The 14,026-nt window shown below is 51.4% G+C and carries 16 protein-coding genes; 10 read left to right on the top strand and 6 right to left on the bottom strand.

The window, feature by feature from the left end:
• Window positions 1–626: 626 nt before the first annotated feature.
• Window positions 627–968, bottom strand: a complete 342-nt coding sequence (locus C5S61_RS01040) for an ATP-dependent Clp protease adaptor ClpS (RefSeq protein WP_110513281.1) — start codon at window positions 966–968, stop codon at window positions 627–629.
• A gap of 36 nt (window positions 969–1,004) precedes the next feature.
• Here C5S61_RS01040 and aat point away from each other — a divergent pair, with 36 nt between their 5' ends.
• Window positions 1,005–1,580 (top strand): leucyl/phenylalanyl-tRNA--protein transferase, encoded by a 576-nt coding sequence (gene aat / locus C5S61_RS01035; RefSeq protein ID WP_110513280.1) that lies wholly within the window; start codon window positions 1,005–1,007, stop codon window positions 1,578–1,580.
• 21 nt (window positions 1,581–1,601) lie between these two features.
• Here the strand turns inward: aat and C5S61_RS01030 are convergent, their stop codons facing one another.
• The 4 genes from C5S61_RS01030 to C5S61_RS01015 form a co-directional block, all read right to left on the bottom strand.
• Window positions 1,602–2,525, bottom strand: a complete 924-nt coding sequence (locus C5S61_RS01030) for an NAD-dependent epimerase/dehydratase family protein (RefSeq protein WP_110513279.1) — start codon at window positions 2,523–2,525, stop codon at window positions 1,602–1,604.
• 79 nt (window positions 2,526–2,604) lie between these two features.
• Complete coding sequence (locus tag C5S61_RS01025; protein ID WP_110513278.1) at window positions 2,605–3,303, bottom strand: TetR/AcrR family transcriptional regulator; 699 nt, start codon at window positions 3,301–3,303, stop codon at window positions 2,605–2,607.
• 142 nt (window positions 3,304–3,445) lie between these two features.
• Complete coding sequence (locus C5S61_RS01020) at window positions 3,446–4,537, bottom strand: oxygenase MpaB family protein (protein ID WP_110513277.1); 1,092 nt, start codon at window positions 4,535–4,537, stop codon at window positions 3,446–3,448.
• 253 nt (window positions 4,538–4,790) lie between these two features.
• Window positions 4,791–5,777, bottom strand: a complete 987-nt coding sequence (locus C5S61_RS01015) for a hypothetical protein (RefSeq protein ID WP_110513276.1) — start codon at window positions 5,775–5,777, stop codon at window positions 4,791–4,793.
• A 113-nt stretch (window positions 5,778–5,890) separates the two neighbouring features.
• On the opposite strand from C5S61_RS01015, the gene C5S61_RS01010 reads away from it, so the two are divergent.
• The 5 genes from C5S61_RS01010 to C5S61_RS00995 all read left to right on the top strand — a co-directional run bounded on the left by C5S61_RS01010 (window position 5,891) and on the right by C5S61_RS00995 (window position 11,237).
• Entirely contained in the window at window positions 5,891–8,149 is a 2,259-nt protein-coding gene (locus C5S61_RS01010) for a S8 family serine peptidase (protein WP_164689148.1), read from the top strand.
• Between the two features lie 83 nt (window positions 8,150–8,232).
• Window positions 8,233–10,143, top strand: a complete 1,911-nt coding sequence (locus C5S61_RS01005) for a hypothetical protein (RefSeq protein WP_110513274.1) — start codon at window positions 8,233–8,235, stop codon at window positions 10,141–10,143.
• 117 nt (window positions 10,144–10,260) lie between these two features.
• Window positions 10,261–10,539, top strand: a complete 279-nt coding sequence (locus C5S61_RS01000; protein WP_012190730.1) for an Lrp/AsnC family transcriptional regulator — start codon at window positions 10,261–10,263, stop codon at window positions 10,537–10,539.
• Between the two features lie 58 nt (window positions 10,540–10,597).
• The gene (locus C5S61_RS26700; RefSeq protein WP_164689147.1) at window positions 10,598–10,753 is read left to right on the top strand and encodes a hypothetical protein; all 156 of its coding nucleotides are present in this window, start codon (window positions 10,598–10,600) and stop codon (window positions 10,751–10,753) included.
• A gap of 4 nt (window positions 10,754–10,757) precedes the next feature.
• On the top strand, window positions 10,758–11,237 hold the full coding sequence (locus C5S61_RS00995; protein ID WP_110513273.1) for a CinA family protein: 480 nt from the start codon (window positions 10,758–10,760) through the stop codon (window positions 11,235–11,237).
• Here C5S61_RS00995 and C5S61_RS00990 read toward each other — a convergent pair.
• Window positions 11,234–11,620 carry a thiol-disulfide oxidoreductase DCC family protein gene (locus C5S61_RS00990; RefSeq protein ID WP_110513272.1) on the bottom strand — a complete coding sequence of 129 codons (387 nt, stop codon included), beginning with the start codon at window positions 11,618–11,620 and terminating at the stop codon, window positions 11,234–11,236. The genes C5S61_RS00995 and C5S61_RS00990 overlap by 4 nt on opposite strands.
• Before the next feature lie 12 nt (window positions 11,621–11,632).
• On the opposite strand from C5S61_RS00990, the gene C5S61_RS00985 reads away from it, so the two are divergent.
• From C5S61_RS00985 to C5S61_RS00970, 4 genes are all read left to right on the top strand, one after another.
• Window positions 11,633–12,406, top strand: a complete 774-nt coding sequence (locus tag C5S61_RS00985) for a hypothetical protein (RefSeq protein WP_110513271.1) — start codon at window positions 11,633–11,635, stop codon at window positions 12,404–12,406.
• Between the two features lie 99 nt (window positions 12,407–12,505).
• Window positions 12,506–13,129, top strand: a complete 624-nt coding sequence (locus C5S61_RS00980; RefSeq protein WP_110513270.1) for a VanZ family protein — start codon at window positions 12,506–12,508, stop codon at window positions 13,127–13,129.
• A gap of 95 nt (window positions 13,130–13,224) precedes the next feature.
• Window positions 13,225–13,572, top strand: a complete 348-nt coding sequence (locus tag C5S61_RS00975) for a PadR family transcriptional regulator (RefSeq protein ID WP_110513269.1) — start codon at window positions 13,225–13,227, stop codon at window positions 13,570–13,572.
• Window positions 13,556–14,020, top strand: a complete 465-nt coding sequence (locus C5S61_RS00970) for an HAAS signaling domain-containing protein (protein ID WP_110513268.1) — start codon at window positions 13,556–13,558, stop codon at window positions 14,018–14,020. The genes C5S61_RS00975 and C5S61_RS00970 overlap by 17 nt, the downstream gene beginning before the upstream one ends.
• The last annotated feature ends 6 nt before the right edge of the window (window positions 14,021–14,026 follow it).

Raw genomic sequence — 14,026 nt, 5'->3', positions numbered from 1 at the left:
GATGAAGGAAGAATTATGAAGGATGAAGCTAGGATTTGGGGATCGGGGATTGGGGGGTGGGGATCGGGCTTTAGGCTATGGGCTGGTGTGAACATAATCAAACAAATCTGTGCCAATCTGTGGCTAACGGAAAGGATGAGGGATGAAGGATGAGGGATGAAGGGATATGCTCGATACCTTGAGCTTGATGTTCTTCGCGTCCTTCGTGTTCTTCGCGGTTTCATGCTTCGTGGATCAATCCATTAACGTAGCGGCGCAAAGAGGTGAGGGCTATAGGCTGGAGGCTATGGGCTATGGGAACATAATCTCACTAATCTGTAGAATCTGTGGCCAACGGAAAGGATGAGGGATGAAGGAAGAATTATGAAGGATGAAGCTAGGGAATAGGAGAAATCAATCAGGGGTCAGAGGATGTGGGCTTATAGGCTGGGGGAACCACGATGTCAGCGCTCCCCTCGCCCGCGTTCAGTGGGAGAGGGGCTGGGGGTGAGGGCATGTATCTCATTGATCATCCAAGGTACGATTACAATCAGGGGCCAGGCTAGCTGCATCATTGCTTGCTCAAGCATAATTCACTTCAGCGTTCGAGCGCGCTGACTGCTGGCCCCTGACAACTGAACCCTCGTTTAAAAATCCGGTTCGAGGAACAAGACGAGCGGAAAGCCCAGATCGCGAGCGCGGCTTTGGGCGCTATACACGCGCGAGTTGGCCTCTTTGAAAGGCAAAATCGTGACCAAGGCATGACCCTTGAGATGGGCTTCGAGCATGATGCTGCTGGCTTGTTCAAACGATTGCTCAAAGATTTTTTCCAAAACCCAGACCACCACTTCCATGGGGGTTATATCATCGTTTTGCAAAATCACCCGATAGGGCTTTTCCAATTCCTCATCGCTGAGCGTGATAAAATCTAGCTCGACATCAGTGGTCGTTTGTGGTTCGGCGGTTGCCACATCCCGTGGTGTATTCATTGGTTGATTGACCTCACTTTTTGGAGACATGATAGCATGACCAAGCGACTCTCACCACAATTATTGATTTATGGCTATGCCCAAGGGATCTTTCCCATGGCCGAGGATGGCCAAATTTATTGGTATGATCCCGATCCACGGGCGATTATTCCGCTTGATGAGCGTTTTCATGTGGCGCATTCCTTGCAACGCACGATTCGCCGCCAAACGTTTGAAATTCGCTTTGATACTGCGTTTCGCGAAACTATGCAAGCCTGCGCTGAACGCGACGAAACGTGGATCAGCCAAGAATTTATTGAGGTTTATAGTCAATTGCACGCTGGTGGTTTGGCGCATAGCGTCGAGGCATGGCAAGCTGGCGAGATGGTTGGGGGCTTGTATGGGGTTGGCTTGGCTGGCTTGTTTGCTGGCGAAAGTATGTGGAGCAAGGCGCGCGATGCCAGTAAAGTTGCCTTGGTTGCGTTGGTTGAGCGCTTACGGGCTGGCGGCTTTCAATTGCTCGATACCCAATTTATCACGCCGCATCTGGCAACCTTTGGAGCCTATGAAATTCCGCGTAGCGACTATAAACAACTGCTGGCCGAGGCCTTGGAATGCAGCGCAAGCTTTTGAACGCCTGCGCTGCGCCACTGGTTAATTGCGAAACCAATCCACCATCGATCGAATCCCCTGTTCGATGGGAGTTGATTCAAGCCCGAAGGTTTGGCTAAAAGCGCTGCTATCCATCACAAACGGCGCTTGCCACTCGTACATCATCTCAACAGTTTCGGCAATTTCTTTGACAAAGCGCCCAAGTAGCCAAACCATCGCCGTGTTGATGGTGCGATAGCCAACAGGTTTGCCCAAAATCTTGGCCAAAATTGCCACAAATTCGCGCTGGGTGAGCGCAGCTGGGCTGGGTGCATGCCACGGGCGGCCCAAACCGCGATCATCGCTGCCTAAAAGCGCCAGTGTTGCGCCAATATCATTGACATAACTGAAACTGTGTGGCATATCTGCATTGCCAAGCAAGGTCGCTTTTTTGCCTTGCAAGGCTGGCTTTACCACCTGATCGCCCATCAGTTGATATTCTGGGCCATAAAAATTTGAGGCGCGCACGCTGGTTGCGCGAATTCGGCCAGCTTGATGTGCTGCAAAAAGATGCTCGCTCATTTGGGCGCGAAGTTTGCCTTTGCGGGTGTGGGCGGCAAATGGGGTTTTTTCGGTCATTGGCTGATTGCTGCGGCCATAGCCATAGAGATTTTCCATCACCACCAGCCGCGCATTGCTTTGGGCCACGCCTGCGATGACAGCCGCTTGCATCGCTGGAAATTTGCTTGTCCATTCGTAATAGGCTGGCTGGGCGCACTGGTAAACGCTGGTGGCATCGCGGGCGTGCTGCGCGACAAATTGCTGATCGTAAATATCGCCTGCCAGCACTTCAACGCTTGCTGGCAGATGGCTGGCTTTGCCTGAACGATTGATGATTCGTACCTGTTTGCCTGCGCTAACCAAACAACGGGCGGTCGCTTTGCCAATTGGGCCGCTACCAAAAATAACGTGTAATTCGCTTGTCATTTGAAAATTCCTTGTTAATTTTGGCAACAGCAAGCTCAGCCTCGTTGCAAGGCCAACTTAAGGGTCATTGCCAAGTTGATTAAGTTAAGTCGTGAAAGCCAAAACTGTGCAGCATTTCCGTCACCCGATGGCGATAGAACTCCTCAGCATTGCCAACATTTGAGCTAAGATGCCCGTACAAATCCAGCATAATCAGGCCGTGAATTTGCGTCCAAAGCGTCATCACAACATACATCGATTCAAGCGACACTGGATAGTTATTTTGGGTAATCATGGCGGTCATGCGTTCGGCACAGGCTTCTGTCATGACAAATTCGTTGAGGCTCGATTCGCCAGCTTTGATGGCTAAATCAGCCAAGCGCACTGGTGTAACAAACGTGCGTACTACTGCTGGCACGGTAATTTCACGTGGTGCGTTGTAGCCTGGAATCGGATTACCATAGATGAGTTGAAAATCGATTGGATGCTCAAAAGCCCAGCTGCGATAGGCTTCAAGCACTGCCAATAAGCGGCCAGCCTTGGTTTTGGTTCGGCTTTTGAGCCCAACTTCATCCAAGCGGTCGGCCAAACTATTAAAACTATCAGCGATTAAGGTCGTAATCAGATCATCTAGGTTGGCAAAGTAGTGATACAGCGCCGGAGGACTCACCGACAGCACTTTGGCAATCCCTCGAATTGATAAGCCTGCTGTGCCATGCTGCGCCATAAGTTGCCGAGCTGCTTGCTTAATTTGAACGGTTGTTTCAGCATTGAGTACATGATTCCGCGTTCGCGCCATTCCAAAACCTCAATAGATTTACACTGTAAATCTTATGAATGAATTTACACTGTAAACCGAATACTGTCAAGACCCAAAAAAGACCAATCGTGGCAAGCGCCAGATTGGGTTTAGTGTAGCATTAGCTGAGGGCTTGATTGAATTAAGCGCTACGTTCATTGAGGCTTGCGCTTAACTCGCCACGATGAATTGCGCCTGTCCAGCGTTGGAGTAACAAAAATGTTAAGCGATCGAATTGCTCGTCGAGGCCGGGCAAATGCTGGGTAAGCGTGCGCATTGCGCTATTGAGCGTTTTGAGATAGCGCAGTGCATATTTCCAGCGGGTTTGGGGCACGCCCATCCATGCTGCAACCTCAGCGCCCGCCAAATGTTGAATTAATGCGGGAACCATGCCATCGAAAAAGCGGCCTGGTAATAGCCCTGTATGCATTGCCAGCAGTGCTTGGGTCAGTTCGCGGCCTTCGTCCGAAGGGCCATGCTGGCGATTCGAAATGCTATACGCCAGATCCTCAGCTTCGGCGATTGAGCGCGGCAAACTGGCCGGATCGAGCCCAATCATGCTGCCAATCTGATTCCACGTATACAGAAAATCCTCTGCTTGCTGCTTGGCGATGCGATAGCCAAGTTGCTCCAAGCCCCAGATTACGCCATAGGAAAAAACCATGAGCGTGCCCAACATATCTTCTTGGCAAATTGGCACTCCAAGCTCGCTCTGATTCCATTGGCCAGCTTGGGCAATGTGGTAGCGCACAGCGGCGTGCATCAGGCGCACTTTTTGAATGATCTGCACCCCTGCGCCATTGGCCTGTAAAGCATGGGGCTGCAAGACTGCCATCACAAAATGGCCCGACTCAGTGACGCGGCGGTAGGGTTCGGTTTGCAAGCGCTGGGTTTGGGTCAGCACTTTGACCCCTTTTTGGGCCGCATAACAGCCAACCAAGGCAGCAGTTGAGAGCACAACCGTAATTGCCATGCCATAGCGGGCAAAAAAAGCGGCCCCGTTATTAATGCGTTGCCAATCGATAGTGGTAGGTGGAGTGGAATGCTGGTCGAGCCATGCCATGAGCAGCGGCGGCAAATCGCGGGGCCATGGCTGGTCGTTTTTGGTAATTTGGCGCAGCACTTGGCTTACACGCGTTAAATCGCCATTCTCAGCCAACTGGGTAATTAAGCTATCAGCGGCAGGGTCGCCGATTGAGCGCAATCCTTCAAGGTATGCTTGGTTGTAACGCATACTGCCCCTTTCAATTCTCCAACGATCAGGGTAGAGCCAAGCCTATTGGCTATTATGACCGATGTGCATAGAAAGGGTGAATTGCTCGTGGCTAAAGGATCTATGCTTGGGTAGTATCATAGGGGTGTTTGTCAGCCCGTGCAAGCGCCTTAAGTCCGATCAATTTATTAACTTTTATTAATTGAGCGTTATTTTTGTAGCAATTAGCCCTGCTCCTTGGGTAAATCAAGCCAAGGAGCAGGCCAAAAAACCACTATTGCGCCAGCACTTGATGGCAAACATTGCAAACAAGTTGATTTTTGTGTTGGACCAAACTTGCTTGACGGCCACAGGCTTGGCAGTGGGGCAATTGAATCATTGGCTCAAACAAGGGCGAGATCGCGATTAATTGCGCTTGTTGTTTGCTGCCGATGTGCAAGACTGGCACGTGCAGAGTGGCGACGCTGACTGTTTCTGCGGCCAGCGAAAGCGCATAACGATACTCTTGCTCATCAAGCAAGCGTTTGCGTTCTTCCTCGAGGGCATATTGTTTGTTCGATTCGCCCTCTTTGGCTCCCAAGGCTAAACCTGAATCTTCCTCTAAGGCATCGTAGAAGGCATTGATGCGAGCTTTTTCGACGGCCAGCAATTGGGCAAGTTGGGCTTCGTGCAGGGCTTTTTGCGGGTATAGCAAGCGTTCGAGCCAGCGCCGCGCATGGTGCAAGGCTACATTAACGTGCTCCTCGGTCAGGCCAGTTGTGGGCAAGGGCGTTAATTGCTCGCGCAAATTGGTGATGTCGGTGATCGTTGGCCAAACTTGACCTGTTTCATAATCGACACAGCAAGCCACCATTTTCTCTTCGATCACCTCGCGTTCAAAGCGAATGCGGAAGGTAATCCGCAGCACAATATGTTGTTGCAAGGCGCTAATTTGTAAGGCTGGGCCTTGAATCAGCTGCGCTTGCTGCACATCGGCCAACAAGCTAGCTTGATCGGGATACCATTCCAAGCGCGCGCGATGGGTTGGCCGCCCGCGTGAACGCAACTGCTCGGCGAGACGCAAGGTCAACGATGAATTAGGCGAAAGCAATTGCAGATCAGGGTCGAGCGCCGCAACTTGTTTATCGGTCGTGACCAAGACTGTTTCTTTGCCAAAAACCCGCGCCAAGCTGCCGGGAATAGTTAATGTCCAGGTGGTTGGGCTGGTTTGTTCAACCCCAATATGTAAATCCGCCGCTGCTCGGCGCAAAAAATCTTCCATAATCGTCCATTTCAAGCATGTCGCAATCTATCAGCATCATGCTATTTTACCATGCCCAAAAGTTTGCTATACTTGCAAACAAGCTTAATATCTTTTACCTGTGTGGGGAGCCTATGCGTCTGTTCAAACCATTTATCCTCCTGATGGTGTTAGCGGGCTTTTGTCTGCCAAGCGCCTCCGCCAACACACCCGACCGCTTGGCCAACAAGGCCGATTCAGCCCTCCTGGCCAAGCTGAATGCGGGCCAACGCGTACCAACCTTGGTGCTGTTGCACGCCCAAGTCGACACCAACTTCGCCGATCGCTTAGCAAACAAAGAAGCCAAAGGTGCTGCTGTTGTCGCCGCCTTGCGCCAACAAGCCCAACGCGATCAAACTCCGCTCTTGAGCGAACTCAGCAACCGTGGCATTCAATCAGAAGGCTTTCTTTCAGTCAACGCACTGTATGCGACGCTTGATTTAGCCAGTGCCCAATGGTTGGCCGAGCAAGCCAGCGTCAAGCAATTGATCGAAGATACGATTGTGGTTAAGGTGGAAAAACCAGTTATTGATAGCAATCCTGAACCACAAACAGTCAATGCCATCACTTGGGGCGTAAACTACGTTAAAGCCCCGCAAGTATGGGCCCAAGGTATCACTGGCCAAGGCATTGTGATTGCTGGCGAAGACACCGGCGTTCGCTGGACACACGCCGCCATCAAGAACAAATATCGCGGCTGGAATGGCACAACCGCTAGCCACGATTACAACTGGTATGACGGTATTCGCACCTCGTTAGGTGGCACCAACCCATGTGGGATTGCGATTAACGCACCATGTGACGATAACTCACACGGGACCCACACCGTTGGGACGGTGGTTGGCGATAACGGCACAACCGAACAAATTGGGGTTGCACCTGGTGCGAAGTGGATTGCTTGCCGTAACATGGACGCTGGCAACGGCACACCTGCAACCTACATCCGCTGTATCGACTGGATGCTTGCTCCATTCCCAGCTGCTGGCACCAGTGCTCAAGGCGATCCTAGCAAAGCCCCGCACGTGGTCAACAACTCGTGGGGCTGTCCAGCATCAGAAGGCTGTACCAACACGCCAGCTGATGGCATTCAGACCTCAGTTCAAAACGTAACTAATGCTGGGATTATGTTTGTGGCTTCGGCTGGTAACGAAGGGGATAGTTGTGCCACAATTACTACGCCAGTAGCAATTTACCCTGAAAGCTTTACAGTAGGCGCACACGATTCTGGTAGTGCAATTGCTGATTTTAGCAGCCGTGGCCCTGCTACCAATAACGGCGTAAGCCGACTTGGCCCTGATATTTCTGCTCCGGGGGTTAGTGTTCGTTCAGCTACCCGAACCAGCGACACGACCTATGGCTCAAGCTCAGGCACGAGTATGGCTAGCCCACACGTGGTTGGCGTGGTTGCCTTGTTGTGGTCGGCTCGCCCAGAACTGCAAGGCCAAGTTGATCTGACGCGCGCCATCTTGCAAGAAACCGCAACCGCTGCGCCTTCGACCGAAACCTGTGGTGGCGTGCCTGGTTCGAGCATTCCAAACAACACCTTTGGCCATGGCTATGTCAATGCTTTGACCGCGATTGCCCCAACCTTGCAAGGGAGCATCACGGTTAATGGCACTGCTGCCACTTCGGCCACCGTGCGCTTGGAAAACAGCGTTGGCGTGGTTGAATTTGGCAAAACGACCGGTGTTTATAGCACCAGCTTACCATCAGGCGTGTATACCGCAACGGTAACTGTGCCAAGCCAAGATCCAATTACCCGCCAAGTAACGATTGTCAAAGGCCAAGTTGCCACCGAAGATTTTGCTTTTGGTGGTGGGCCAACGGCTACGGCAACCGGAACAGTGACCCTCAACGGCACTGGCCGCGCTGGTGTGCTTATTACCGCCAACCCTGGCAATGTTACGACCGAAACCAACGCCCAAGGTGTATATAGCTTGACCTTAGCGCCAGGCACCTACACCATTGCGAGCGAGTTGATGGCGTTGGAAACCCAAGTGGCGACGGTCACGGTTGCGCTCAATCAGACCGTAACCCAAAACTTTGCCTACACCACGACCCAAACCATCAATATTCAAAACTTCCGCTTTAGCCCAACGCCAATCACGGTTACTTTGGGAACTAGCGTGCTGTGGCGCAACCTTGATAGCGCTCCGCATAACACAACCCGCAGCCAAACCCCGTTCACATGGGGTTCGGGCAACCTGAGCCAAAACCAAGATTATGCAGTAACCTTTGATGAGGTTGGTAGCTTCAGCTATGTCTGTACGTTGCACAGCAATATGCAAGGTACGGTCATCGTGACGGCTCCAGCGGTTACCTATAAAGTGTATCTGCCTTGGACGACCAAATAAACTGAACGCTATTCAATGGTACTATGGCACAGTCTGTAACAACAGGCTGTGTCATTGTTTTAGCGCGCTTTTTGGATACCGCAATGCAGCAACAATTTCGCTTAAAGCTTGGTTTGGCGTGGCTGGGCCTAGTGCTTCTCTATAGCCTGACGCTCACGCAAATTCATACCTTCGATGCCTATTCGTATGCTACGGCGGTGCAAGCCAAACCATGGCGCGAATCGTTTCATCCTCATCATTTGTTGTATGGGCCGCTTGGCGAAATTGTGTATGGATTCAGCCAGGTTGTGGGCTATCAGGGCATGGCATTTGGGCCGTTGCAATTGCTCAATGTGCTGGCTGGGGCTAGCGGCGTGGTTATCTGGTGGTATTTGCTTTATCGCCTGACGAAGCACGCATGGTTGGCGAGCATTGGCAGTTTGTTGGTTGGCGGCGCGTATGCTTGGTGGTATTACGCGGTTGAGGTCGAAGTCTATACCTTGGCTGGCTTATTTTTGATTATTGCTACTGGTTTGTTGCTGCGCTTAGCGGAAACGCCCCACAACCTGAACCTATGGCGCTGGCTTGGCTTGGCGCATAGCGGCGCGATTCTCTTTCATCAAACTAATGTTTTGTGGTTGCTGCCAGTGCTGGCGGTTTGGCTGAGTGCCAATTGGCAATCCACGCCATGGAGCAAACGCTGGCGAGCATTCATCCACTATGCCTTGGTTGGCTTGCTGGTGGTTGGCGGCAGCTATGCGATTGTGATGTTTGGTTTGAGTGGCTTTCGCAGCTGGCAGCAAATCCAACAATGGCTGTTTGAATATGCCAATACTGGCTTGTGGGGTGCTACACCAAGCGCGACAAGCGTTGGCAATTTGCTCAGCGGTTGGCAGCATACGATTCACGGCTGGCTTGGTGGGGTGGTCTTGCTGGCCAGCCTTGGCTTGTTTGGCTGGCGTTGGCGGCCCATGTGGCGGCAATATCGCCCGTTGGTCTTGCTGGCCACGACGTGGTTGCTGAGCTACAGCCTCTTTTTTGGCTGGTGGGAGCCAGATAATATTGAATTTTGGATTGCCTGCTTGCCGCCATGGGCCTTGTTGATCACGCTGACGCTGAATACGATCAGCTTGCAGCGTTGGCTTTGGTGGCAGCCAGCCCTCAGTGTAGCCTTGCTTGGTTTGGCCTTAAGCAATGGCTGGCAAATTAAAGCCAACGGCGCTGCTGCCAACGATCAAGATCGCATGGTGATTACTGAATTGGCTCAAACTGGCACCAGCAATGATTTTTATCTGGTGCCAAATGGCTTGCAAGCATTGTATGCAGAATATGAATTTGCGCGCCCAAACAGTCTGCCACTCAGTGTAAGCCCTGGCGATTGGCAGCATGGCTGCTTGGAAATTAGCGCCAAAATTGTTGATACGACGAGTGCTGGCTATACGGTTTGGCTCGATCAGCAGGCGGTCACGCCAAGCCCCATTTTGCTCGAACGCTATGGGCTGGAGCCGCAAGCGGTGGCTGAATGCTTTGCGCCGTTTCTGCAACAAGCCCAGCCAATGACGCTGACCCATGCCAGCTACTTCAAGCTCGATCCCATTCCCCAAGGCGCGCCCGATTGGCATTGGCTGCATTGGAGTTTGGGCTGGCGCGAGAATTTTATTGCTGCCATCACATGGGCCGATGGCTGGCAATTTGTGCCTGAGCAAGACCCGCATTTGCTTAGCCCCCGCATCACGCTTGATAGCGCCCAATGGAGCAAACTGGAAATCACGATGGCTACGAGCTTGCCCAATCAACACGGCCAACTGTATTGGATGGCTCCAGGCGAGGGTGCAACTGAAGATCGTTCGGTTGCTTGGGATGTGATTGGCGATGGCGCGCTGCATACCTACACCCTCGATCTGAGCCAGATTCCAACTTGGCAAGGCCAAATTGGCATGTTGCGGCTTGATCCGGTGGTGGCTGGCGCTGAGCAACAAACGGTCACGTTGCAACGCCTGCGCTTGCTGCCCTAACTTGAATCTAAACGGCCTCGTCCATCTGAGGGAGCGAGATCAGGCTTGTAAGCTGGCAGCGTGGCAAATATGTTAAAATAAGCTGAATTTTTTGCATGCTATGGCGAGGAACCAGCGATGATCACCGCATTTGTGCATATTCAAACCGAACCAAGCGCCGCCAATGGGGTTGCTGCTGGATTAACCGCAATTGAAGGTGTGGCCGAGGTTTACTCGGTGACAGGCGAATGGGATATTATCGCCATTGTGCGCTTGGCCGATTATGATCAACTGGCCAAAACCGTGCCCGACCAAATTGGCAGCCTGAAGGGGATTGTGCGCACCTCAACTGTGCTTGCCTTCCGTTCGTTCACCAAAGAAGAAATCGCCGCCACGTGGGATATTGGCTTATCGTGAACTACCACGCCCACAAGGGGCGGGGTTCTCTGCGGCGTTTTTATAGAAGGAATTCACAATGAACCGTAAACTTATCCAAATTATTGTGACCATTTTGGCCTTGTTGTTTATTGGCATGCTGTTTAAGGGCCTCTTTAAGCTCGTAATTATTGGCTTAATTATTTATTTGGGCTTTACAGCATTTCAATTACTCGGCAAACAGCGAGCGGGGTAAATTGATGTCGCACGCCTTAGCCCAAACAGTAATCACGGCCTTAGCCCAACGCCAATGGACGCTCGCCACCGCTGAATCGTGCACCGGTGGCCTGTTGGGCGATTGGCTGACCAATATCGCTGGTAGCTCGGTGGTCTATTTGGGCGGGATTATTGCCTATGCCAACAGTGCCAAAGAACGCTTGTTGCAGGTGCCAAATTCAACCCTTGCGACCGTCGGTGCGGTGAGTGCTGAAACGGCCTTAGCCATGGCTCAAGGCACGGCCCATGCACTTGGAGCAACGGTTGGTCTAAGCACGACTGGCATTGCTGGGCCAGGTGGCGGCAGCACTGAAAAACCAGTCGGCTTAGTCTATTTGGGCTTGTACTTGCCCAATCAAAGTTTGGTCGAGCAGCACATTTGGCCCTACGATCGGTTAGGCAATAAGCAAGCTTCGGCTAAGCGAGCATTCGAATGGTTGCTCGAACAGCTGAAGGCTGCTTAGCGTGCGCAATCAGCAGGAAACTGTTGGCAATGAGGGGTATCGCCTGGAATCCGATGGCGATATTTGACAACCAGTTTGTAGACACTATCTTGAATCTGGCGTATACCCCACATTTGGTACAAGCTCAAAGGCAAACGATTGCCAGTTGCAATGCTCAGCGCCGCATTAACCGACCCAGCTCCGCGCCATAATGTGCCGTCACTGGTTTGCAGCCATGCTGCTTGCTCGCATTGGGCATAGGTTAAGCCAACCGATTCGGGAATGCCAGATTTTTGAAATGGCTCAATCCGAATCCGGTGCTGACGATCGAGTTTTTTGATCCAACGGGCGGCGCGGGTGCAAAAATCGCAGGTTCCATCAAAAATTAACAACGCTTGCGACATAGGAGTCTCCTAATGGCTTTTCGCTCGTTTTGGGGGCGGCGCTGGCATGCATGGACACCCAATAATGCTGAAATTCAGCCAATTGCTGCTGGCGTGCGGCTCGCCCTTACCACGCATGATCGCATAGTTTATAGCGATGCGCAATTGGATGATTATGCTGAATCGGGCTTAATTTGGCAGGCTCCGGTGCGCTTGCAACTTGAAGCGCAGTTTTGTGGCGATCCTGAGCATGTTGTTGGGACAGCAGGCTTTGGTTGGTGGAATGATCCTGCTGGCACTGGCTTGCGGCGTTTGCGCCTGCCCCAAGCGTTGTGGTTTTTCTATGCCAGCGCGGCCAGCAAGCTTGAACTAACCGCCAATGGCGCGCGCAACGGCTGGCTCGCAATGAGTTTTGTGCCCCGTTTAGCCCTTTGTTTGGCCTTGTTGCCGCTGGCTCCGTTAGCTGTTTTGCTCAGCCAAAATACGTGGTTGCGCCAACGTTGTTGCTTGCCGTTGCTGCAATTGGCTTTGGGCGTGCGCAGCCAGCCAATTCAGCTCAAATGGAATGCTTGGCAACACTATCAAATCGATTGGTATACCGATCGGGTTGAGTTTTGGCTTGATCGGCAATTGGTGCTCAAAACTCGCAATCTGCCAACCAGCAAATTAGGGCTAATTTTGTGGCTCGATAACCAATATGCTCATGTTTCACCCCGCGGAATTGTGCGCGGCGGCCTGCTGGCGCATCAAGCCCAAGCCCTAGAAATTCGCAATTTAACCATTAGTGAACTTACAACCACAATTTAATCGATTGATCGCTACTCCATTCTTCCCCTAAACAGTGCTCCAATTATGGTTTGTTCAATCTAATGCTGATTTTGAGTTGATAGCCCTCATTGATTGAGAATGGCTGGTGTAGTAGGTATGCTGCGCGAAACATTAGGATTTATGCTCTATGCTTTGGTTATTATTATTCCATTATCGCTCTGGATGTTGAAAAATAAGCAAAGTAAAGCCAAAATTATCGTCTATGCTCTTTTTGTTGGCTATTTATTTGGCATGATTGCCCAAATCTGTTTACCAATCAACTATTCTAGTAAATCACTTTGGGATAATATCAAAGATTATCTTTATCGCGAAGCTATCTATCTGATTCCATTTAAACAACAATATTTCGATCTACATCGAACAGATGCTGTCTTGAGGTTGGTGAAATCTTATTTGCTCAACATAATGCTCACAATTCCGTTTGGGATATTTTTAGCATTCTTTAAAAAGCTACGGATGCGCAGCATGCTCGCTATTGCGCTGCTGGTTGGCTTAGGTGCAGAAATAATTCAGTTAGTGACTGGTTTAATCGTTGGCTATCAATTTCGCATCACCCACATCGATGATCTAGTAATGAATGCAATCGGCGTAATGGTAGGCTATGTGCTGATTAACAGCGTCATTCGTAACGCTTATCTACGTGTTCTGCATACCGATCACACTCCATCACGAAGACCAATCATCGATGACGAGCGCAGCTAGCGACTGGGTTGCGGAATAGTATCGATATATATTGTATATTGACATACATCTTGAATCTATGTATACTCCTAGCTAGTTGCTACTAGGGAGGTGCAATGAGTGTTGACTTAACTCGTGGCGATTTGCCCACCTTAATTCTCAGTGTTTTGACCCATGGCCCTTTGCATGGCTATGCAATTGCGCGGGCGATTGAGCGCGATAGTGATCAAATGTTGCGCATGCGTGAAGGCTCGCTCTACCCTGCGTTGCGTACGCTGGAAAACTCCGAGTGGGTGACCAGCTCGTGGGAAATTCAAGCCCAAGGCCCTGCGCGCAAAGTCTACCATTTGACTGCCGCTGGTTTGGCCGAGTTGGAAAACCGTATTGCCGCATGGCGACGCTATGCTACGGCGATTGAAGCCCTGATGGGCAAACGGAGACTGAGCTATGACAACAACATCTGACCTGATTGAGCGTTATTTGAAGATCGTGGCTGCCGAACTCTCCAACTTGCCTGCCGCCCAGCGCGCCGATGAAATTCGTGAGATTCGCAGCCATCTTGAGGCGTTGGTCGCTCAAGCACTGCAGCAAGGTGCTGATCGCTCGACGGCGGTGACGACCGCGCTTGCCCAATTTGGTAGCGCTGATCAATTGGGGCGAATTTTATCAACGACGTGGCAGCGTCATCATGCAACAGCCCATGTTGCGTGGTGGCAGCTATTGCTCATTTATATTGTGGGCGTTGCTGTAACGCTCGGCATGTTGGTGCTGATTGGCGATGTGCCCAGTAATTTCCCCAGCAATTTCTTGCCAGTGCTGTACAAAGCCCTGTGGATTGCCGCGCTTGGGGTTGGCACGCCAATGTTGGCTGGCTATATCCAGCGTCGTCGACCACCTGCCGCGCGAATCTAGGCTGTC

Source organism: Herpetosiphon llansteffanensis, assembly GCF_003205875.1.
In the GTDB taxonomy this organism is placed as follows: domain Bacteria; phylum Chloroflexota; class Chloroflexia; order Chloroflexales; family Herpetosiphonaceae; genus Herpetosiphon; species Herpetosiphon llansteffanensis.
The sequence above is the reverse complement of the archived record's forward strand: the minus strand, read 5'-3'. Positions and strand labels throughout refer to the sequence as shown.

What these genes read in the sequence shown, in the direction of transcription:
- C5S61_RS01015 (WP_110513276.1), bottom strand. Translation starts at nt 5,777, where the DNA reads ATGGAAGATTTTTTGCGCCGAGCAGCGGCGGATTTACATATTGGGGTT.
- C5S61_RS01030 (WP_110513279.1), bottom strand. Translation starts at nt 2,525, where the DNA reads ATGACAAGCGAATTACACGTTATTTTTGGTAGCGGCCCAATTGGCAAA.
- C5S61_RS01010 (WP_164689148.1), top strand. Translation starts at nt 5,891, where the DNA reads ATGCGTCTGTTCAAACCATTTATCCTCCTGATGGTGTTAGCGGGCTTT.
- C5S61_RS26700 (WP_164689147.1), top strand. Translation starts at nt 10,598, where the DNA reads ATGAACCGTAAACTTATCCAAATTATTGTGACCATTTTGGCCTTGTTG.
- aat (WP_110513280.1), top strand. Translation starts at nt 1,005, where the DNA reads ATGACCAAGCGACTCTCACCACAATTATTGATTTATGGCTATGCCCAA.
- C5S61_RS01020 (WP_110513277.1), bottom strand. Translation starts at nt 4,537, where the DNA reads ATGCGTTACAACCAAGCATACCTTGAAGGATTGCGCTCAATCGGCGAC.
- C5S61_RS00995 (WP_110513273.1), top strand. Translation starts at nt 10,758, where the DNA reads ATGTCGCACGCCTTAGCCCAAACAGTAATCACGGCCTTAGCCCAACGC.
- C5S61_RS00970 (WP_110513268.1), top strand. Translation starts at nt 13,556, where the DNA reads ATGACAACAACATCTGACCTGATTGAGCGTTATTTGAAGATCGTGGCT.
- C5S61_RS00990 (WP_110513272.1), bottom strand. Translation starts at nt 11,620, where the DNA reads ATGTCGCAAGCGTTGTTAATTTTTGATGGAACCTGCGATTTTTGCACC.
- C5S61_RS01005 (WP_110513274.1), top strand. Translation starts at nt 8,233, where the DNA reads ATGCAGCAACAATTTCGCTTAAAGCTTGGTTTGGCGTGGCTGGGCCTA.
- C5S61_RS00985 (WP_110513271.1), top strand. Translation starts at nt 11,633, where the DNA reads ATGGCTTTTCGCTCGTTTTGGGGGCGGCGCTGGCATGCATGGACACCC.
- C5S61_RS00980 (WP_110513270.1), top strand. Translation starts at nt 12,506, where the DNA reads ATGGCTGGTGTAGTAGGTATGCTGCGCGAAACATTAGGATTTATGCTC.
- C5S61_RS01040 (WP_110513281.1), bottom strand. Translation starts at nt 968, where the DNA reads ATGAATACACCACGGGATGTGGCAACCGCCGAACCACAAACGACCACT.
- C5S61_RS01025 (WP_110513278.1), bottom strand. Translation starts at nt 3,303, where the DNA reads ATGGCGCGAACGCGGAATCATGTACTCAATGCTGAAACAACCGTTCAA.
- C5S61_RS00975 (WP_110513269.1), top strand. Translation starts at nt 13,225, where the DNA reads ATGAGTGTTGACTTAACTCGTGGCGATTTGCCCACCTTAATTCTCAGT.
- C5S61_RS01000 (WP_012190730.1), top strand. Translation starts at nt 10,261, where the DNA reads ATGATCACCGCATTTGTGCATATTCAAACCGAACCAAGCGCCGCCAAT.